The organism is Nitrosopumilus sp. S4 (genome assembly GCF_054515835.1).
This window is the reverse complement of sequence record NZ_CM137258.1, coordinates 214,120-233,527: the sequence shown is the minus strand read 5'-3', so window position 1 is coordinate 233,527 and position 19,408 is coordinate 214,120. Positions and strand designations below refer to the sequence as shown.

At 32.8% G+C, this 19,408-nt stretch carries 21 protein-coding genes; 6 read left to right on the top strand and 15 right to left on the bottom strand.

The window, feature by feature from the left end:
• Positions 1–37: 37 nt before the first annotated feature.
• Genes rfbG through ACX119_RS01230 form a run of 3 tightly spaced genes read right to left on the bottom strand, consistent with a single transcriptional unit; the run spans position 38 to position 2,379 of the window.
• Positions 38–1,084 carry a CDP-glucose 4,6-dehydratase gene (gene rfbG, locus ACX119_RS01240; protein WP_459351347.1) on the bottom strand — a complete coding sequence of 349 codons (1,047 nt, stop codon included), beginning with the start codon at positions 1,082–1,084 and terminating at the stop codon, positions 38–40.
• Entirely contained in the window at positions 1,084–1,851 is a 768-nt protein-coding gene (rfbF, locus tag ACX119_RS01235; protein ID WP_459351346.1) for a glucose-1-phosphate cytidylyltransferase, read from the bottom strand. Before rfbF ends, rfbG begins: the two co-directional genes overlap by 1 nt.
• Before the next feature lie 36 nt (positions 1,852–1,887).
• Complete coding sequence (locus ACX119_RS01230) at positions 1,888–2,379, bottom strand: hypothetical protein (protein ID WP_459351345.1); 492 nt, start codon at positions 2,377–2,379, stop codon at positions 1,888–1,890.
• 53 nt (positions 2,380–2,432) lie between these two features.
• On the opposite strand from ACX119_RS01230, the gene ACX119_RS01225 reads away from it, so the two are divergent.
• The 3 genes from ACX119_RS01225 (at position 2,433) to agl3 (ending at position 5,660) form a co-directional block, all read left to right on the top strand.
• Entirely contained in the window at positions 2,433–3,302 is an 870-nt protein-coding gene (locus tag ACX119_RS01225; RefSeq protein WP_459351344.1) for a sulfotransferase family protein, read from the top strand.
• Positions 3,303–3,429: 127 nt separating this feature from the next.
• Complete coding sequence (locus ACX119_RS01220) at positions 3,430–4,464, top strand: DUF2304 family protein (protein ID WP_459351343.1); 1,035 nt, start codon at positions 3,430–3,432, stop codon at positions 4,462–4,464.
• A 41-nt stretch (positions 4,465–4,505) separates the two neighbouring features.
• Positions 4,506–5,660: a UDP-sulfoquinovose synthase gene (gene agl3, locus ACX119_RS01215; RefSeq protein WP_459351342.1), complete on the top strand. Its 1,155-nt coding sequence runs from the start codon at positions 4,506–4,508 to the stop codon at positions 5,658–5,660.
• A 5-nt stretch (positions 5,661–5,665) separates the two neighbouring features.
• On the opposite strand, the gene ACX119_RS01210 is transcribed toward agl3, so the two are convergent.
• The 4 genes from ACX119_RS01210 to ACX119_RS01195 form a co-directional block, all read right to left on the bottom strand.
• Positions 5,666–6,634 carry a glycosyltransferase family 2 protein gene (locus tag ACX119_RS01210; protein WP_459351341.1) on the bottom strand — a complete coding sequence of 323 codons (969 nt, stop codon included), beginning with the start codon at positions 6,632–6,634 and terminating at the stop codon, positions 5,666–5,668.
• A gap of 15 nt (positions 6,635–6,649) precedes the next feature.
• Complete coding sequence (locus tag ACX119_RS01205) at positions 6,650–7,534, bottom strand: glycosyltransferase (protein WP_459351340.1); 885 nt, start codon at positions 7,532–7,534, stop codon at positions 6,650–6,652.
• Between the two features lie 31 nt (positions 7,535–7,565).
• Positions 7,566–8,558 (bottom strand): SIS domain-containing protein, encoded by a 993-nt coding sequence (locus ACX119_RS01200; RefSeq protein ID WP_459351339.1) that lies wholly within the window; start codon positions 8,556–8,558, stop codon positions 7,566–7,568.
• 61 nt (positions 8,559–8,619) lie between these two features.
• Complete coding sequence (locus ACX119_RS01195) at positions 8,620–9,924, bottom strand: Cdc6/Cdc18 family protein (RefSeq protein ID WP_459351338.1); 1,305 nt, start codon at positions 9,922–9,924, stop codon at positions 8,620–8,622.
• 119 nt (positions 9,925–10,043) lie between these two features.
• Here ACX119_RS01195 and ACX119_RS01190 point away from each other — a divergent pair, with 119 nt between their 5' ends.
• A complete protein-coding gene (locus tag ACX119_RS01190) occupies positions 10,044–11,264 on the top strand; it encodes a hypothetical protein (RefSeq protein ID WP_459351337.1) in 1,221 nt (406 codons plus the stop codon).
• Here ACX119_RS01190 and ACX119_RS01185 read toward each other — a convergent pair.
• From ACX119_RS01185 to ACX119_RS01175, 3 genes are read right to left on the bottom strand one after another with little or no spacing between them, the layout of a single operon-like run.
• Positions 11,248–11,691: a hypothetical protein gene (locus ACX119_RS01185; RefSeq protein ID WP_459351336.1), complete on the bottom strand. Its 444-nt coding sequence runs from the start codon at positions 11,689–11,691 to the stop codon at positions 11,248–11,250. The two genes, ACX119_RS01190 and ACX119_RS01185, sit on opposite strands and share 17 nt — an antisense overlap.
• A gap of 26 nt (positions 11,692–11,717) precedes the next feature.
• Positions 11,718–13,055 carry a ThiF family adenylyltransferase gene (locus ACX119_RS01180; protein ID WP_459351335.1) on the bottom strand — a complete coding sequence of 446 codons (1,338 nt, stop codon included), beginning with the start codon at positions 13,053–13,055 and terminating at the stop codon, positions 11,718–11,720.
• 1 nt (position 13,056) lies between these two features.
• The gene (locus ACX119_RS01175) at positions 13,057–14,271 is read right to left on the bottom strand and encodes a threonine synthase (RefSeq protein WP_459351334.1); all 1,215 of its coding nucleotides are present in this window, start codon (positions 14,269–14,271) and stop codon (positions 13,057–13,059) included.
• 218 nt (positions 14,272–14,489) lie between these two features.
• On the opposite strand from ACX119_RS01175, the gene ACX119_RS01170 reads away from it, so the two are divergent.
• Positions 14,490–15,074: a hypothetical protein gene (locus tag ACX119_RS01170; RefSeq protein WP_459351333.1), complete on the top strand. Its 585-nt coding sequence runs from the start codon at positions 14,490–14,492 to the stop codon at positions 15,072–15,074.
• On the opposite strand, the gene hisI is transcribed toward ACX119_RS01170, so the two are convergent.
• A complete protein-coding gene (hisI, locus tag ACX119_RS01165) occupies positions 15,075–15,404 on the bottom strand; it encodes a phosphoribosyl-AMP cyclohydrolase (RefSeq protein WP_459351332.1) in 330 nt (109 codons plus the stop codon). It lies immediately after the preceding gene.
• A gap of 115 nt (positions 15,405–15,519) precedes the next feature.
• On the opposite strand from hisI, the gene ACX119_RS01160 reads away from it, so the two are divergent.
• On the top strand, positions 15,520–16,695 hold the full coding sequence (locus ACX119_RS01160) for an RNA-guided endonuclease InsQ/TnpB family protein (RefSeq protein WP_459351331.1): 1,176 nt from the start codon (positions 15,520–15,522) through the stop codon (positions 16,693–16,695).
• Between the two features lie 4 nt (positions 16,696–16,699).
• Here the strand turns inward: ACX119_RS01160 and hisF are convergent, their stop codons facing one another.
• Genes hisF through ACX119_RS01140 form a run of 4 tightly spaced genes read right to left on the bottom strand, consistent with a single transcriptional unit; the run spans position 16,700 to position 19,399 of the window.
• Positions 16,700–17,503, bottom strand: coding sequence for an imidazole glycerol phosphate synthase subunit HisF (hisF, locus tag ACX119_RS01155; RefSeq protein WP_459351330.1), 804 nt, complete (start codon positions 17,501–17,503; stop codon positions 16,700–16,702).
• Complete coding sequence (gene hisA, locus ACX119_RS01150; protein ID WP_459351329.1) at positions 17,500–18,207, bottom strand: 1-(5-phosphoribosyl)-5-[(5-phosphoribosylamino)methylideneamino]imidazole-4-carboxamide isomerase; 708 nt, start codon at positions 18,205–18,207, stop codon at positions 17,500–17,502. The genes hisF and hisA overlap by 4 nt, the downstream gene beginning before the upstream one ends.
• A complete protein-coding gene (hisH, locus tag ACX119_RS01145; protein WP_459351328.1) occupies positions 18,204–18,812 on the bottom strand; it encodes an imidazole glycerol phosphate synthase subunit HisH in 609 nt (202 codons plus the stop codon). Before hisH ends, hisA begins: the two co-directional genes overlap by 4 nt.
• A complete protein-coding gene (locus ACX119_RS01140) occupies positions 18,812–19,399 on the bottom strand; it encodes an imidazoleglycerol-phosphate dehydratase (protein WP_459351977.1) in 588 nt (195 codons plus the stop codon). The genes hisH and ACX119_RS01140 overlap by 1 nt, the downstream gene beginning before the upstream one ends.
• Positions 19,400–19,408 lie beyond the last annotated feature (9 nt).

Sequence of the window (19,408 nt, the reverse complement as noted above, 5' to 3'; positions counted from 1 at the left end):
GTGAGTTCCACAAAATCTACAATGATACTGTACCATGTTATGTCAACTCATATTTTTTAATATAGTCTAAACTTATTTTATGCATGTCTTTATTATCATAAAAGCTATGATACCAATGTGATATGGTTTTTATCGCATCATCTAATGAAATTTTGGGATTCCAATTAAGTCGAGTTTTTGCTTTTGAACTATCAAGGGCAAGATAATTAGATTCTTTTTTGAGATAATCTTGTTGAATATCATAATTTATTTTTTTATTCCGTTGTAACATATCAAGAATCCATTTTACCTGCTTTAAATTAGAGTCATCAGGTCCAAAATTCCATGCTTCTGCATATCTTCTATCATCCCACATCTTCTCAGCTAAAATGAGATATCCCTTCAATGGATCTAGAATATATTGCCATGGTCTTATTGCATCTAGATGTCTAATGATCAATTTCTTGTTTTCATATATACTTCTAATAATATCAGGAATTATTCTATCATCTGCCCAATCACCTCCACCTATCACATTTCCTGCACGGACAGATGCAATACATGGTGTAGAAGCAGAATTGAAAAAAGAATTTCTAAACGAAGAGATTGTTAGTTCGGCGCATCCTTTGCTGTTACTATAAGGATCAAATCCACCCATAGGATCATCTTCTTGGAATTTTTTATTTCCGTGAGAGTTGTCATAGCATTTGTCGCTTGTAACCATAATTGCTACTCTAGTACATGTAGAACCAATCAAGGAATTTAACACATTAACTGTACCCATTACATTAGTTTGGTATGTTGATATTGGATCATCATATGATTTTCTAACTAGAGATTGTGCAGCCAAGTGAAAAACCACATCAGGGGCAAAGTCATCTATTGTTTTTTTAATAACATTATAATTCCCAATATCACCATACACACTATTCATACCATTTTCAATTTTGGCTACTTCATACATGCTAGGTTTTGTTGGAATTGAGTCTGAAAAGCCTAATACATTAGAGCCAAGGTGTTGTAACCACATGCAAAGCCAGCTTCCCTTAAATCCAGTATGTCCAGTAACAAGAACTCTTTTTTCCTTCCAGAATGATTTATTCATTACCAGACCTTCCAGGGAGGGTTACCTTCATTCCACATTTTTTCAAGTAGTTGTTTGTCCCTAATAGTATCCATGGCGTGCCAAAATCCCATATGCTTAAACGCGGATAATTGTCCTTCTGATGACAATTTTTCTAGAGGATCTTTTTCCCAAACAGTACTGTCGTCTTTTAGGTATTGAAAAACTGTAGGTTCTAAAACAAAAAATCCACCATTTATCCAATTACCATCACCTGTAGGTTTTTCTACAAATCTATTAACACAATCATCTTTGAGTTCCAATGAACCAAATCTTCCTGGAGGACGTACTGCAGTTACAGTTGCAATCTTTTTTTGGTTGTTGTGAAATTGTATTAGGTTTTCAATATTAACATCTACTACACCATCGCCGTAGGTAAAGCAAAAAGTTTCATCTTCTACATATTCCTGTACACGTTTAAGTCTACCACCGGTCATAGTATTTGACCCAGTATCAACAAGTGTAATTTTCCATGGTTCACCTTTCTTCTTGTGTACATCCATACAATTGTTTTCAATGTCTATAGTAACATCAGAAGTGTGTAAAAAATAATTTGCAAAATATTCTTTTACCAAATATCCCTTATATCCACAACAAATAACAAAATCATTGATTCCATAGTGCGAATACGTCTTCATAATATGCCAGAGAATTGGTTTTGTTCCAATCTCAACAAGAGGTTTTGGTTTTACTACAGTCTCTTCGGAGAGTCTAGAACCAAATCCCCCTGCTAGAATTACTGCTTTCATGCTACATGCTATAAAAAACTCCTAATTAATTTTAGCTTATAATTTACACTTACTTTCTATTCTCCACTTATTGATATCATCATCAAATTTCATAACTGCAATATATGACACATTAAAATTATCCTTGAGATTTAGTTTTGTAGTTATTTTCCTTTTTTCTTCTAAAGCAAGATTTTTGTAAATTAAACTAATATGAGGTTCAAACAGATCATCACTTTGTTCAAAGTTTAAAATTTTCCAAATATTTTGTAAATGTGTATTATTTTCAATTTTTATAAATAGAGATTTCCATATGTTATCACAAAAATCAAGACCGTTGTTTCTTATTGTAAATGGATATAGATGACTTTGGCATTTTTTTATATATTCTTCAATGATATGTTTGCGAACATCAGTTAATCCTTGGATTGTTATATGTGGTTCAAATTTATGAGAATTATACTCTGATGATATATCCCGTATTATATTGAAAAGATAATCATGATCATCTTTTTCAAACATCAACCAAACAGCATGTTTTGTAGTCATAATAACTTAAAAATAAATTTAGGATTAATATTAATCCAAATTTAGGTTTTTTCATGTCAAATTGGCCTAATTTTTTTATCGTTGGTGCATCAAAAGCTGGTACCACATCACTTTATCTATATTTGGAGAAAACCAAAGGGATTTTTATGTCTCCAGTTAAAGAACCATTGTTTTTTGCTCCATCTCTAAACAAATACAAGAGATTTGCATCTATAACAAATGAAAAAGAATATCTAAATTTGTTCAAAGGTGTAAAAAATGAAAGGGTGATTGGAGAAGCTAGCACGGGTTATTTAACAGACCAAGATAGTCCTGAATTAATTCATCAAAAAATACCAAATGCAAAGATAATCATAATTCTAAGAAACCCCATCCATAGAGCATATTCATATTATTTACACAATGTACGAAATGGTTCTGAAACTATTTCTTTTAGAGAAGCAGTAAACTGTGAACAAAAAAAAATTGAAAAGACAAACACACATAGACATTACATTGGAGGAAGCATGTATTATATTGCTGTCAAAAAATATCTGGAATTATTTGGAAAAGATAATGTGATGATCATAGTTTTTGAAGAATTTATTGAAGATACTTACAATAGTGTAATAAAAGTTATAAAATTTCTAGGAATAGATTCAAAACCACCAAAAGAAATTGATGACATAAATAATTCATTTAGAGTTGCTAGAGGCCCAATAGTTAAAAAAATATTATCAAATTCATATATTTTAAAAGCTGTTAGAAATGCTAAGATATCTCAAAGTAAAATTCAGTGGATTAGAGAAAAAATTTTGGAAAAAAAAATAGAGAAACCAAAACTAGATGAGGAAGATTGTAAATATGTAAGAAAGATATTATATGATGATGTTCAGAATTTGAAAAAACTAACTAACCTAAATTTTCCATGGGATGGTTTTTAGACTTGGATTTTATTATAGTTAATAAAAATGATTGTTTACTATGAAGATAAAAAATAACTTAGCAATGGAAAGTATTCTGGAGGCAATATAGATGATTTCTGACTTTTTATTAATTGGGAGAATAATTATGTTCATTGTATCAATTTTTGCAATAATAATTTTAATAAAAATAAAAAGAGATAGCAGGTTAGGAAATGAATTTTTTACAATTTTAACAATTTTCTGGTCAATTATTCTTCTCATATCTAGTTACCCAAGTATATTGGATTCAGTTCTAAATAATACAGGATTTGTAAATAAATCACAATTTCTTCTCAGTTTATCTGTTGCAATAATTTTTTACTTACTTGTAAATCAATCAAGAAAAAGTAAATTAGTATCTCAAAATCTTAGTAATACAATAAGAACCATTGCTCTAAAAGATTTTAAAACAGAAATTAAAGAAAAAAACCCCAAAGTTGTAATTGTCATAGTTGCTAAAAATGAAGAAAAAACCATAGGAACAATAATTGATAAAATCAAATCACAAAATTTTCCTTTCACATATCAAATTATTGTTGTTAATGATGGATCTACAGACAATACTGAAAAAATTACAAGGGGGAAAAAAACTCTAGTAATAACACACTATCATAATCTTGGTGTGGGTGGTGCAAATAAAACAGGATATCTATCTGCATTACAATTACGACCAGAAATAATTGTTAATATAGATGGAGATGGACAACATGATCCATCATACATTATAGATTTAGTGAAAAAGATAGATGAGGGGTTTGATATGGTTTATGGTTCAAGATTTTCAGATACCAGTAAATACAAAACTAATTCCGTAAGACTTGTAGGAAACAAATTTTATACCAATTTAGTAAACAGGATTGGAGGAATATCAATTACGGATGTCACATCAGGATTTAGAGCTTTACGAACAGATAAGATAAAATCGGTATACTATATTGCGGAAACAAATTTTGCCATAGAACTAGCCCTCAGAGCAGCAAAAAACAAGTTACAAATAACTGAGATTCCAATAAAAGCAGAAATGCGTATTCATGGAAAATCGCAATTTCATAGAATTGAAAAATTTTTTGAATATAACATTAACGCACTAACTCAGATTTTTAATGCATATTTTCGACAGAGTGATTTCTCAAAATTTTAGTAAAATGTTATACTTATAAGAATCACAAGATAGAAAATTTTATGAAAATCTTCATTCCAGGAATGGATGGATACATAGGATGGGCATTAGCATTAAAACAACTTACTTTAGGTAACACAGTTTGTGGAATTGATAATTTCTCACGAAGAAAACATGTAGAAGAAGAAGAATCACATTCTGTAACTCCAATTTTATCTATGAATGAAAGAATGGAAATTCTTAAAAAGAAATTTTTAGATAAAGTAAGCTTTTTTGAAGGAGATTTATTAGATGCAGAGTTTGCAGATAAAGTTATTTCTAAATTCAAACCAGATGTTATTGTACATTTAGCAGAGCAGCCATCAGCACCATTTAGCATGAAAGATCAAGAGCATAACATCTACACTCAAAAAAATAATGTTCTAGGAACCTTGAACCTGATCCATAGTATGCATAGACATGCACCAAAAGCACATCTCATAAAGCTTGGAACGATGGGGGAATATGGTTATGATCCTGGATTAGAGATTCCAGAAGGATTCTTTGAGGTAGAATTTAGAGGTAAAAAGGCAAAAGTTCCATATCCAAGACTTGCTGGAAGCTGGTATCATTGGACAAAGGTTCATGATTCAAACAATATTATGTTTGCATGTAAGTTATGGGGGATTAAATCAACGGATATTATGCAAGGAATTGTCTATGGAACAAAAACAGATGAAATGACTGATGAAAAATACAATACGAGATTTGACTTTGATGAGGCCTTTGGTACAGTAATTAACAGATTTTGCTCACAAGCAGTAATTGGTCATCCTTTGACAGTACATGGAACAGGAGGGCAAACAAGAGGATTTCTAACCCTTAATGATTCGATTAAATGCATATCTTTGTTAATTGACAATCCGCCAAAAGATGGAGAGTATAGAGTAGTGAACCAGTTTGATGAGCAGCATAGTGTAAGGGATCTTGCAAAAAGAGTCCAAACAATCGGGAATGAGTTAGGATTAGATGTTCAAATTAATCACAAAGAAAACCCAAGAAATGAAGCAGAAGAACATTACTATAAGGCAGATCATGATACACTGAAATCACTAGGATTTACTAGAACCAGAGAGATTAACCATGAAATTAAAATCATGATAAAACACCTAATGGAATACAAGGGAAGAATAGAGGCAAAAAAACATGTCATTGAAAAAGACATTAAATGGAAATGAGTTCATCAATTTTTAATTAATTTTAATTCAATTAATTTTTGAGTGGAATTAACTCTATGCATTTGTATTTTCTTTCTTTTTTTTAAAACATATCCTAAATTTTTAACAATCCAAAAAGAGCCAGAAATCATTATTTTTAGTGATGGTAAAGGTGGAGAAATCTCTGGATCATCAATAACTTTTATTTTAAAAAATCTTCTCATAAAAATGACGAAAAAAAGTGTCAAAATACTTCTAAAAGAATATAGTAATTCAAAATTTGTTAATCGGAGAATAATAGAGTTTTTTACGCTATGAAATTGAATCAGTTTATTAATTTTTTTTATTGTCTGTCCCCCAAAATGATAAACCACAGACTTTGAAGACAAGACTACATCATATCCAAAAATATTTGCTCTCCATCCTAAATCCACATCTTCAAAAGAAACAAAGAATTTTTCATCAAAGCCACCCAATCTGAAAAAAATTTCTTTTCTTGTTATCATACATGCAGCACGAGCACTAAAAATGTTTTTAAAATTAGGATTTTTTTCTCTTGAGCTAAATGCTCTGCCAAGAGTATCTATAAAATCACCACTAGAATCTACATCTCCATTCATCTTCAAAAGAAAACTTTGGCATATTGCAATGTTGGAATTAGATGTGATTGTAGTTATCAATTCAGAAAGAAAATCAGGAGTTACAATTGTATCATTATTTAAGAATAACAAGAAATCTCCTTTTGCCATTTTTGCACCCAAGTTGTTAGGATGTGCAAACCCATAGTTTTGATCCAGTTTTTCCACAATAATTTGAGGGTATTTTTGCTCTACAAATGAAATACTATCATCAGTTGAATTATTATCTAGAATTATAATCTCATAGTCATTATAATTAATTTTCATTAATGATTCAAGACATTTTTCTAAATATTGTTTGCCATTAAAGTTCACAATTATTATTGAAACTAAAGGTAATTTATTTTTCAAAATCATTTAATTCCCGAAAATTCATTGTCTTTCACTTCGTATTTTATTTAGATAAAGTAACAGTATTCTATCAGAAATATTTTTTGGGAGCATAGTAGTAATTTTTAATCCTTTTTCCAGTATTTTCTTTTTTAATTTTCTATTTTTTGAATATTGTTTCAACATTATAAGATAGTGATGTCTAGTCTTTTCGTCTAATTTTGATAAAATATCTTCACGTATTTTTTGTAGGTACTTTAATGATTTGGCTATATCTTTGTGAGATGTTTGATCTTTATGTATTCTATATTTGAGAAGATTTTCTTCTACAAGGTAAAATCTTACATCATACAAAATTCCAGCTCGCAAAAAAAAGTCATAATCTGTTGCGATAACATCATTCAAAGTACGTAACAGACAACCCTTATCAAATAACAGTGACGGGATTAAACAGGTATTGATGTTAATTTGTTGTCCATCTAATAATCTTACATTAAATTCAAATTGATTAAGATTGTTATAATTAGATTCATAAAAATCACGCAATTTTTTTCTTTTCTCGTCAATTATTTCCCAATTTGAGTAAACGATAGTGTTTTTGGGTAGTTTTTTTGCAGTCTCTACAAGTACTTGTACTGCATTTGGTTCTAGAATATCATCTGGGGATAACCACTTTAGCCAAGTACCGGACATTTTTGTAATTCCTGAATTGGCTGCTTTTGCAAGACCTAAGTTTTCCTGATTGATAATTATTATTTTATCTGCATATTCCTTTAAAATTTCTAAAGAACCATCATTTGAGCCATCATTAACTGCTATTACTTCAATGTTAGGATATGTTTGATTTAGTGCTGACTCTATTGATTCTCTTAGAAATTTTTCAGAGTTATAAACTGGAATAACAATAGATACTTTAGAATCAAACATTTTTTTTCAAAGTAATTTAAGATTAATCATGTTAAAGGTGTTCTTTGATATAATCTATAGATTTCACAGGGCTGGGATCAATACCCTTAGATATAGCACCATAAATCGTTGCAAAATCTAGGAGATAAATTAAACAGATTATCTTTGAAAAGATATCTCCTTCAATTGAGTAAATCTCTTTAAAATCAATGGAATTTTCTTTAAAGTATTGTTTTAGAATCTCCCACCGCTCTTTTGTTTTGATATAGTCCTCAGATCCACGAATCAAAATTGGTGTTATGTTAGATTTTGATTCCCATGAAACAATTCCATTGTGACATGCCTCAATTACATCCTCATACATTGCATGAGATTTCATATTTTCTTGAATAGAGTTTTTAAATCTAATTGCAGCTGCTTGTAGACCCCAAGGATAATAGATCAAAGGAATATCATCAAGCCATTGTGTCAAGGATATAGAAGGATTTGATTCAGAAAGATTATTCGAGGAGATTTTTTTAGATAACGATTCCATTTCTGACAATGAAGTTTCAATACACGTTTTGTTGATTGGAATGACAGAATCTAGAACTTTAAGAACAGAGTAAACATATGCAGGAAAAGAGGAGCGTGGATTTTTATGCATGGTTATATGACGGTGTTCAATTTGGTTTTGTCTACAAAATTCCTCTAGTTTTCCACCTGATGAAAAACATACAAGTTTACATCCAAGTTTTTTTGCTGTCTTGGCAATATAGAGAGTTTCTACAGTATTTCCAGATACACTAGTTGCAATGACTAATGAATTAGGATCAACAGTTTTTGGTAATAGATATCCTTTGACTAGTGTTACATGAATTGGGGATTTTGATAAAACAGAAAAAAATAAGTCTCCTAAAGAACCAGAGCCGCCCATTCCAGCAAAAATAATATGGTCTATTCCAGTAAAATCAACAGGTTCTAAATCAGACTCGTAGGCTTTTCTTGCAATCTCATGCCACCTATCATAAACTTTGTACATTCCCTGAGTGTCTATTTTATCCATTGTTGCAATATCTAACAATAAAATTCAAGGAATTGAAAAACAATATAACAATTTGTAAAATCTAAAAGTCCTTTAGCAATTTAGAATACATGCCTGAAAGATTTTTCCTGCCCCTTGATTTGAATATGCTCTGAAGATCTTTTATCTCATCTACCTGAGCTCGTCTTTTAACCTGAGAGTCATAAAACTCCTTATTTACAGATGGTCCAACCAGACTAGGATCAACTTTTAGCTTGTATTCCTTTCCATATCCTCCTCTGCCACGAGAGTAGGCACGAGATACCAGAATCCCGGTATTTTCAAGTTCTACCAATAAATCAGATACACGCCTGTACTTTAAAGGCATATAATCTTTTGAAACAATCTCGGTGTATTTTTTAAAAATATTAGATGTTGCACTCCAGGATTGCTCATTGACTATTGCAAGAGACACAATAGCTCCCACAACGCATCTCATATGATAGGTACCATTTGCAACAATCTCATCAACTCTATCTTTTTGTATTAATTTTTGAGCCTTTTCAACATCAACTTTTTGAATTGTTCCATTACAGATCTCACCAGCAGTTCTAAGCAGATCAAGTGCGCGTCTTGCATCACCATGATCTAAAGATGAAAGTTCTGCACAGTACTCTAAAACATTATTATCGATTTTTATCTTGAATGCCTTTTTGGAACGATCCTTCAATATTGCAAACACATTACTTTGCAAATAAGGCATAAAGTGAATCTCAGTTGAACCCATTCTAGACTTGACACGATCATCTAACTCATACTCTTGCAATGCATTGTTAGATATTGTAACCATGCAAACCCACAAACCTTTCTCTCGCAAGTTCTCCTCCATTTGCAATAGCTTGTAAACAAAGTCAGAAGGATTGCCTCTATTATCAGAAAATACAACATCGTACTCATCTAGAACCAAAACAAAACACTTTTTCTTTTCATTCTTCAATATTTTTTCTATTTGAGATTGTATACAATCAATTGCTTTATTCAACCCTTGTGCACTAGACAAGACATCCCCACCAAGATTACCCAAGATCATATTGGTGCATCCAAAGACAGTTCTTGCCTTGCGCAAATTTACAAACCTAAAGGATATCATATCAGTCAAATTTTCACAGACAAACTTTACAACAGTAGATTTTCCAGATCCGCTTCTTCCATAAACTGAAACAAATGGAACAACAAATCCATCTTGCAAACTCATAACATGGCCAACAAGTTTTTCAGTTTCAGCTTCTCGTCCAACAATCTTTGATGGTAAGAACATTGAATCCAAGAATCTCTTTTGATCAAATACTGAATTTTTTGCCTCTATCTTCTTGCGAATATCTTCAATCTTTTTCTTTGTTAGTTCCACTGGCAACACATATATCACTTATACCGTACTATACAGTATTATACGGTACATTTAATAAGGGTTTTGGCATGCATGGTTTTCCGCTCAAATTTTAAGAAAGTATTACAAATCCAGATAGATTGGTAAAAGAAACTCTAGAATCAGGCACAAACAAGGCAATTATCCCATGGATTGTATTCCTGTTTTCCATCTCAATTGTACTGATTAGTTTCATTTCTGTTATCTTTCCAGCGCTAATACTGGTATCTGACACTGTAACCATCCCAGGCGTTCAGCCAGTGACACCAGACCCATTTGAGACAGGAGTCTGGTCAGGTGGCGTCATAGCATCTAGTATGATAATTTTTGGACTGGCATTTCTCCACCACAAAAAAAAGATTACACCACTATCCAAACTATTTGAGAGAATATTCTCTTTTGAGATATCAAAAAAAGTATCTGTAATTGCTTTAGTAATCTTATTGATAATCTACATTGCAGCATCGGCTGGTGAACTATCAACATCAGAAGAATTTGAAGACTATATCGGAGTCAAAAAGAGACTAGATACATGGTCTATTGATTCTGTATCATCATTTGAGCCACATGTCAGATATGCTCTCCTATCAGCATCAATGGATGTCTTTGGCAATTACAAAGTAGCAGCATTTCTAGCAAGCATTGCATTACTAGTAACGACATACCTAATCACAACTACAATTACAAACAAAAGATTTGCAGGAATTGTTGCAACTATAATTTTACTTCAAAGCTCAGTCTTTCTAACATATGACACAGCAGTCTCTTACACAAACTTTTGGATTCTGTTTTATCTTTTATCGCTGTATGCAATCTACAGGTTCTGGCCGCTATCACCAGTATCATATCTTCTATCTATTCCATCAAAGGCACTAACTGTTGCATTCTTACCAATGTCAATCTACTTTATCTTGCGAAGTGAGATATCAAAAAGACAAAAAATGATACTGGTGGGAATTACTTTAGGAATTATTCTAGCAGGAGGAGTAGCTGCTACTGGAAGTCTCTCACCAACTCAAGGGACAGAGGAATCATTTGATGCAAAAGAATTCCAGATGGGATTCACATCATTTGCATATCAGCTAAGAGGAGACGGATTGGTAATGCTGTTTATGATTCCATTAATGGTAGGACTATTTTTCATATCAAGGAATGGAATAAAACACGGCGAATCATTAATGGTACTAATCTCAGGAATACTCCTTATTGCCCCAATAGTTACAGGCTTTACAACACAGACAAACCAGCCATACAGGTTTGTGCCACTAGTTGTATTCTTTGCAATAGGTGTGGGCGTATTACTATCTAAGCGACAGGCCTAACAAAGGTCCACATTGACTCTAGAGTGTCTCCTGGCATAGCATAGTATCCATCATGAGCAAATCTTGCAATAACTGTGGCCTTGCCATCAACTATATCAGATAGGATGGTACTTGCAACTAGTTGTTCAGAATTAAATGTTTGAGACTGCACTCTTCGAATAACTTGGAATTGCTCCCCATCAATTGTAGTTATAGGATCATTTCCACGAGATGCCTCAAAATCTAAAAAAGAGTTTAATGTTGAAACATCAAAGTTGGTAAATTTAGTTGATTCTAGATAAACTACCAGTGTCCCATCAGAGTTTCTAATAGTAGTTTGAACAAACACAAAGATCTCATCACCTAGTTCAGTCTGAGTAACACCATAGGAATTACCTAGTGGAATTAAAATGAAAAGAGAAGATAAAAGGAGAATTACTTTATTCATAAAGAATTGAAATTATTCCTAGATAATTAATTTGCTGGTTTTGGAATCTTTCCAAGCAGTTCGTGGTACAATGATACTGCCTCCTTCTCGTCTTTTGGCCCTACTATAACTGCAGAGCCTCTCTTCATGAAACTGACTGACATCTCGTTTGTTCGAAGTGACAGTCCTAATGAGCCTTGATTATCAACTAGAAACCCTTTCTGCTTTGCAATGTTTGTAACTGTATTGACATCAACATCAAATGTACTAGTTGGTGTAATTGAGAATGTTCGCTTTCCACGGTTGCGTCCACATAATTCCTCAAGGATTAGTTCCTCTTTTACAACCTCTTCGGCTTTGCCAGATCCGCATACAGGACACTCTTCTGCTCTAAATGTTCTAGTTGTAGTAAAGTCTAGATTCTCAATATCAATGTGTAAAATTTTATCAGAAAGGCTGGGTTTCTTGCCAATGATCACTTTGACGGCTTCAGCAACCTCTATTCCTCCAACTATAGAAAGTATTGATGGATGCACACCTTCTAGGCTGCATGTGGGCATCGTATCCTCATTTAGATCAGGAAACATGCAAAAGTAGCATGCACTATCCCTTGGCATAATGGTAAAGACCTGGCCAGATACTCCTACTGCAGCACCTGTAACAAATGGAATTCCAAACTTTACACATGCCTTGTTTAGCGCATATCTTGCATTGACACTATCTAGTGCATCAACTACAACATCGCATCCTTCAACTACTTCAAGTGCGGTATATTCATTAACTGAAACTGCTAGTGCCTCTATCTTACAATCAGGATTGAGTTTCTGCAGCTTCTTTGCAGCAACCTCAACTTTTACTTGACCAACATCGTCCTCATCAAACATTGTCTGTCTGTGCAAGTTTGATAGTTCTATTACATCTCTGTCAACAATACGTAATGTTCCAACACCCATTGCAGCCAGTCTTGTAGTAATTGGATTGCCCAAACCGCCAGTTCCAACAACACAAACTTTTGCATTCTTTAGTTTTAGTTGTCCCCCATATCCAATCTCTTCTAGCATTACTTGTCTAGAATACTTGTCAAGTTCTTTTTTTGATAATTCATCAGAACCACCTGCAACTGCTGGTAAGATATAGACCTCATCACCATCATTTAGTGCAGTCTCCATGCCGCCAGAGAATTTTGCATTCTTGCCATTAATGTAGATATTAATCAGTGAGCGTGGAGTGCCATCACCTTCTAAGACTCGTCTTTTAAAATCATCACCCATTACATCAGAGATTTTGGCAAATGCATCTTGCAAAGATTCTGCACTTATTGGGGTCTTTTTCTCACCGCCACCAGAATTTAGCACAGATGGAATTGTAAATGTAATATTTGCCATTCTAACTTACTACCGCCGATATCTCTGAAACATCTGCCTTCATAACATCAGGTTTTTTGAGTACTTCCATAATTGATTCAGTTGCCTTGAGACCATTTCCTGTAACATAGCATACTACCTTGTCGTTTTTGTCAATCTTTCCCTGCTCTACCATCTTTTGCAGTACAGATACAGACACGCCTCCTGCAGGCTCTGTAAATATTCCTTCAGTTTGTGCCAAAAGTAGTATCGCATCCAAGATTTCTTTATTATTGCATTCTTCGGCAAAGCCATTGTATTGAGTCAATCTCTTCAAGACATATCTACCATCACCAGGATCACCTATTGCAAGACTTTTGGCTACAGTGTCTGGATTCTCAACTGGAATCACTTCTTTAGCATTTTTCTTAAATGCATCAACAATTGGTGCACATCCATGTGGTTGTGCTGCAATCATGTGCATGTTACTTACATCATTTAACAACGAGACAGTTTCTAGTTCTTCAAATCCTTTACAAATAGCATTAAGCATTGCACCACTACCAACTGGAACTATAAGCTGATCTGGTACTTGCCATCCAAGTTGTTCTGCAACTTCAAATGAAAATGTCTTAGAGCCTTCAACATAGTGAGAGCGCATGTTAATGTTAACTATACCAATACCTTTTGAATCGCCAATCTGTGCTGCAATTCTGTTTGCATCATCATATGTTCCATCAACTGCGATATAGTTAGCGCCATATGATAATGCCTGTGCAATTTTTGCCATCTCAATGTTGCTTGGTGCAAAGACATGACATGGAAATCCGCCTTTTGCAGCATGTGCAGCAGTTGCAGATGCCAAATTGCCAGTTGATGCACATCCAACAGCTGATAATCCAAATTCTTTTGCCTTTGATACTGCAACACCTGCAGGTCTGTCTTTAAATGAGAATGTAGGATTTACAGAGTCATTTTTGATGTATAGATTGTTTAGTCCAAGTTTCTTTCCAAGATTTTCTGCTTTGGTTAAGGGAGTCATTCCAGCATCAATGCTTACAATGTTTGATTTACTCTCGATTGGAAGTAATTCAAAATATCTCCAGTAATTATGCTCACGATTAGAGAATGTATCTTTGTTTATTTCAGGAAAGTCATATTTGACATCCAATGGACCAAAGCACTCATCGCAGATATACTTGAATGTATCATCATAGTCTTTTTTGCATTCTCTGCATTGCAGTGAGGTTCTAGCCAAGATCAATCATTCCTGTTAAATTATACATAAAAAATCCTAATATCAAGTTAAGTGATACTTAATTTTAAGGATTAAAAAATATAATGTGAATTTTCAGATATATTATAAAATTCATAGAGCAAAATGGGAATTTTAAGAAAAATAGAGAAAAACGCAGATTTTTATTAATTTTTCATTTATGAGCAAGGTTTTTAGATATTTTTTGAAAATTAACTTACATGAAAAAAGGCGCAATTGCTGGAATTGTAGTAGGCATTGGAATTTTTGTAGTGGCTTTAGCTATAGTTGCGTCATCAATGAATGAATCAGATGTATATGAAGTTGAAGATACGTTGGATAGAGAAATAATTCCAGACGAAGATATAACTTCAGAAGTACAAGAAAAACTTGACGAGATTGAAAAGATTAACTTAGAAGAAGAATACTCACCAAAACCAAGAGAGTGGATTACGTCAGGGCCATTCCAAATTGATCGTAGTGAATATGTTTTAGGAGAAAAAATTTTCCTAGTAATTGGGGGACTAGATTCTCAAGAAAAAGGACAAGTAGCATTCTTGAGACCACTCAATGAAACTCACTATTCTGTTTATCAGACAATCCCATTTGATGGTGCAAAGAAAAATGCATTCAACTATTACATAGAGCCTTCACTTTCAAAAGCAAATAAAATATGCTCAATGGATGACATTGTAGGTGAATGGACAGTTGTATTTAGAGGAACAGACTATGAAAATTTGAAATTCAAGATTACAGATAAGATTCTTCCAGGTGAGGAAGATGATTACAAAGTATCTGTTTGTTAATTATTTCTCCAAGGTATTATGAAAGCAGACTTTTTCACCTAAATGGCAAGCAGGACCAGTAGGCTCTACAAGATAGATTATTGCATCTAAATCACAATCTACTAGAATCTCTTTGATTTTTTGAGTATTGCCAGACTCTTCTCCTTTCATCCAAAGTTTATTTCTTGAACGACTCCAAAACCAAGAGTTGCCAGTCTTTTTTGCAAGATCTAACGATTCTTTGTTTGCATATGCAAGAGTTAGAACATCTTTTGTGTTTGCATCTTGAACAATTACAGGTACTAGTCCACCACTTTTCTCAAAATCAATATCATCAATGCTTTTGTTCATAATAACCGTTTTACAATTTCATATATAATATTTACAAAAAATTTCTTTGGAGAAAAATGAGTGATCTATATCACAATAACCACGTATTTTAGCCAAATCAATAAAAATAGATCTGATGCAAGATATTAGAAACTACAAGTTTCGTTTGTATCCTAATAACTCTCAAGAAAAAATATTACAGAATAATCTAGCAGGATGTCGGTGGGTATACAATAAGTTTGTAGAGTATGCTCAAAATGGGTTTGTATCAAGAAATGACTGTAATTACTATCTAACAGAATTAAAACATCAAGAGCCATGGTTGTACAAATATCATAGTAAAATGTTACAGATGATTTCAACAAAACTAGATAGTGCCCAAAAGACATTGATTAAATTAAGAAAAAGAGGTTACAAGACAGGCAAAATAAAATTTGTCAAATATAACGAATATAGAACATTTACGTACAACCAATCAGGATTCAATCTAGAAGTTCATGGGGATAAAACATTACTATATCTATTAAAGATTGGTCATATTGAAATAAGAAAGCATAGGAGTATTCCAATTGCTGCAAAAATCAAACAAATAGTCATTACAAAAACAAAGAGTGGAAGTTGGTATGCATGTTTAACTATAGATATTAAAAAATCATTAAAGGATATTCCAAAAATATCTATTTTAAAAACAGTGGGAATTGATGTGGGCATAAAGTCATTTGTATTTGATAGCAATGGCAATCAAACACCAAATCCAAAGAATTTACAAAAAATGATAAAACCATTAAAGAGAATTCAAAGAAAAGTATCACGAAGGAAAAAAGGTTCAAACAATAGACTCAAAGCAATTAGACATTTACAAAGAATTCATGAGAAGATAGTAAATAGAAGAAATGATTTTCAACATAAACTATCTACACAATATTCAAAGAATAACGATATAGTGTTTGTAGAAAAGTTACAACTTACAAATATGATAAAAAATCACAGATTATCTCAAAGCATAATGGATGCAAGCTGGAGTGCGTTCTTACAAAAATTAGAGTATAAATGTAAACTATTAGTTGAAGTACCAGCTAGAAATACTACTATTGACTGTTCAATATGTGGTAATACAGTACCCAAAAGTTTAGCAATCAGAATTCACAGATGTGATAAATGTGGTCTTGTGTTGGATAGAGATCATAACGCATCAATTAATATCCTCAACAAGGGATTAAACAAACTACCGCAGGAATTGCGGAAAGTAATGCTTGTGGAAAACCCAAAGGGTTCAATGAAACAAGAAAAAGTCAACAATTTTTTTAGTTGATATTTCACAATCTTACAGGAATTTCTTTTTCTTTAAGATATGATTTCACGCCTTGAACGCCATGAGATTCATAGTGAAATATAGAGGCAGCTAATGCAGCATCCACATTTGACTCTTGAAATATCTCAACCATATCATCAGGTTTTCCACATCCACCTGAGGCAATGACAGGAATGGATACTGAATTAACAATGGATTTGGTCAATAAAATATCATAGCCTTCTTGTGTTCCGTCTTTATCAATACTTGTTAGAAGAATTTCTCCAGCTCCTAGTTCTTCAGCTTTTTTTGCCCATGAAATAGCATCTATTCCAGTTCCCTCTTTTCCACCATAAATAAAAACTTCATACCAGAATTGTTTCCCATCTTCTGAAATTATATTAACATCTTTTTTGATCTCAAAATTTCTTTTAGCATCAATTGCAACTACTACGCATTGTCTACCAAATAATTCCATTAATTCAGTGATTACTTTTGGATTCTTAATTGCGCCAGTATTGATTCCAACTTTATCTGCTCCATTAAGTAAAATGTTTCTAGCATCATCTAATGATTTGACCCCACCACCAACTGTAAAGGGAATGTCAATTACAGAAGCAACTTTTCGTACCAATTCTTTGATGGTTTCTCTTTGCTCATCAGATGCAGTAATATCTAAAAATACTAATTCATCTGCTCCTTCTTTGCTATATTTTTCAGCTAGTTCAACTGGGTCTCCTGCATCTTTGATTGATTCAAAGTGTAGTCCTTTTACCACTCTACCATTCTTAACATCAAGGCAAGGGATAATTCGTTTAGTTAAGGTCATGATATTGATTTTGCTCCCTCAATAGTAATTTTATTTTCATATAGCGCTTTGCCCAAAATTACTCCAAATGCTTTTTTTTCTTTAACACTTTTTACATCATCAATATTTGAAATTCCACCACTTGCAATTACATTAGCATTTTGTAAATTACATGCTAGCTCCAAATATTCCAAATCAGGTCCTTGCATAGTTCCATCACGACTAACATTTGTTAGTAAAAATTCTGTAAATCCCATAGCTAAAAATTCTTTTATTGAATCAATTAATTCAATGTCAGTTTTGTCTTGCCATCCATGAATTACAATTTTACCATCTTTGTGATCAACTGAAATGACTATTTTTTCAGATCCTAATGAGAAAAGTAGTTTTTGTAACAGAGTCTTATCTTTAAAGGCCAAAGTTCCAATAACTATTCTATTTGAGATTTTTGCAACATCTAGAATCAAAGATTCATTCCTAAGACCACCTGCAACTTCAACTGGAATAGAGATCTCTTTGAGAATCTTCTTTATAATTTCAAGATTAGAACCTATTCCCAATGTAGCATCTAAATCAACAATATGTAACATGTCAGCACCTTTTTCTTCCCATTTTTTTGCTATTTCGATTGGATTATCACTGTATGTGGTTTTTTGTTTTGGATCTCCTTTGTATAGACGAACTACTTGTCCACTCATTAGATCAATTGCTGGAATTATTTTCATCTTTTACACACATCAAGAAAATTATTAATCATTATTTTTCCAACAGACCCTGATTTTTCAGGATGGAATTGAGTTCCAATGAAATTACCCTGTTCAACTACTGCAGGAACTTTAATTCCATAATCAGATTCAGCTGTTATTACATCATCAGAGGATGGTTTTACTCTATAGGAATGAACAAAATAAACCCAAGATCCATCATCTACTCCCTCCAAAATTTTTCCTGATTTTTTTATTTCAAGATCATTCCATCCCATATGCGGAACTTTGAGCGTAGGTGGTAAAACAATCACTTCACCATCAATAACATTCAATCCTTTTTCTTTTCCTTCCTCACTTTTCTCAAAGAACATTTCCATTCCAAGACAAATTCCAAGAACAGGGGTAGTATCTTTTACAAAATCTTTAAAATCAGTTTTAGATGTTTTGGTTATACTTTTAATTGCAGGATCAAAGTTCCCTACTCCAGGAAGTAGTAATCCTGAATATTCATTAGGTCTGTTAAAATCTGAAATCACATCCACTGTTGCTCCTGCTTTTTCCAAAGAGTTTTTCAAGCTGAAAATATTTCCAGCGCCGTAATCAAAAATTGCAAGTTTGACCATTACATTGAACCTTTAGTGCTAGGAATTCCTTTTTGTTTTTTATCTAATGAGGATGCATTTCTAAATGCTACTGCAAGTGACTTTATGGCAGATTCTACTTTGTGGTGATCATTATCTCCATACTTTACAGTAAGGTGTATACAACAATTCAGATTTTGAAGTAATGATTGGAAAAAGTGTTCTAGATCTTCTTTAGATATTCCTTCAATTTTACTTCGTTTAACTGACAAAGTTAATTTCCAAAATGGGCGTTTAACTAAATCAAGTGATGCTTCAGCCAATGACTCATCCATTGGTACTGCAGCATAGCTAAATCTTGTAATCCCACTTCTATTACTTAGTGCCTTATCAACTGCTTGTCCAATCGATATTGCAGTATCCTCAATCAGGTGGTGCTCTATTCCGTCATTTGATTTGGCATTAACCTTTAGATCCATCATACTATGTTTTCCAAATGATACAATCAAGTGATCGAGAAAATTTATTCCAGTTTTAATGGATGTTTTTCCAGTTCCATCAATATTTACTGATACCTGGACGCTGGTTTCCTTTGTAACTCGTTTAATTGATGCCTTTCTTTGTTTCATTTTATTCAC

What these genes read in the sequence shown, in the direction of transcription:
- hisH (WP_459351328.1), bottom strand. Translation starts at nt 18,812, where the DNA reads ATGGTCAAACTTGCAATTTTTGATTACGGCGCTGGAAATATTTTCAGC.
- ACX119_RS01170 (WP_459351333.1), top strand. Translation starts at nt 14,490, where the DNA reads ATGAAAAAAGGCGCAATTGCTGGAATTGTAGTAGGCATTGGAATTTTT.
- ACX119_RS01180 (WP_459351335.1), bottom strand. Translation starts at nt 13,055, where the DNA reads ATGGCAAATATTACATTTACAATTCCATCTGTGCTAAATTCTGGTGGC.
- agl3 (WP_459351342.1), top strand. Translation starts at nt 4,506, where the DNA reads ATGAAAATCTTCATTCCAGGAATGGATGGATACATAGGATGGGCATTA.
- ACX119_RS01160 (WP_459351331.1), top strand. Translation starts at nt 15,520, where the DNA reads ATGCAAGATATTAGAAACTACAAGTTTCGTTTGTATCCTAATAACTCT.
- ACX119_RS01200 (WP_459351339.1), bottom strand. Translation starts at nt 8,558, where the DNA reads ATGGATAAAATAGACACTCAGGGAATGTACAAAGTTTATGATAGGTGG.
- ACX119_RS01220 (WP_459351343.1), top strand. Translation starts at nt 3,430, where the DNA reads ATGTTCATTGTATCAATTTTTGCAATAATAATTTTAATAAAAATAAAA.
- hisF (WP_459351330.1), bottom strand. Translation starts at nt 17,503, where the DNA reads ATGACCTTAACTAAACGAATTATCCCTTGCCTTGATGTTAAGAATGGT.
- hisA (WP_459351329.1), bottom strand. Translation starts at nt 18,207, where the DNA reads ATGAAAATAATTCCAGCAATTGATCTAATGAGTGGACAAGTAGTTCGT.
- rfbF (WP_459351346.1), bottom strand. Translation starts at nt 1,851, where the DNA reads ATGAAAGCAGTAATTCTAGCAGGGGGATTTGGTTCTAGACTCTCCGAA.
- ACX119_RS01205 (WP_459351340.1), bottom strand. Translation starts at nt 7,534, where the DNA reads ATGTTTGATTCTAAAGTATCTATTGTTATTCCAGTTTATAACTCTGAA.
- ACX119_RS01210 (WP_459351341.1), bottom strand. Translation starts at nt 6,634, where the DNA reads ATGATTTTGAAAAATAAATTACCTTTAGTTTCAATAATAATTGTGAAC.
- ACX119_RS01185 (WP_459351336.1), bottom strand. Translation starts at nt 11,691, where the DNA reads ATGAATAAAGTAATTCTCCTTTTATCTTCTCTTTTCATTTTAATTCCA.
- hisI (WP_459351332.1), bottom strand. Translation starts at nt 15,404, where the DNA reads ATGAACAAAAGCATTGATGATATTGATTTTGAGAAAAGTGGTGGACTA.
- rfbG (WP_459351347.1), bottom strand. Translation starts at nt 1,084, where the DNA reads ATGAATAAATCATTCTGGAAGGAAAAAAGAGTTCTTGTTACTGGACAT.
- ACX119_RS01225 (WP_459351344.1), top strand. Translation starts at nt 2,433, where the DNA reads ATGTCAAATTGGCCTAATTTTTTTATCGTTGGTGCATCAAAAGCTGGT.
- ACX119_RS01230 (WP_459351345.1), bottom strand. Translation starts at nt 2,379, where the DNA reads ATGACTACAAAACATGCTGTTTGGTTGATGTTTGAAAAAGATGATCAT.
- ACX119_RS01140 (WP_459351977.1), bottom strand. Translation starts at nt 19,399, where the DNA reads ATGAAACAAAGAAAGGCATCAATTAAACGAGTTACAAAGGAAACCAGC.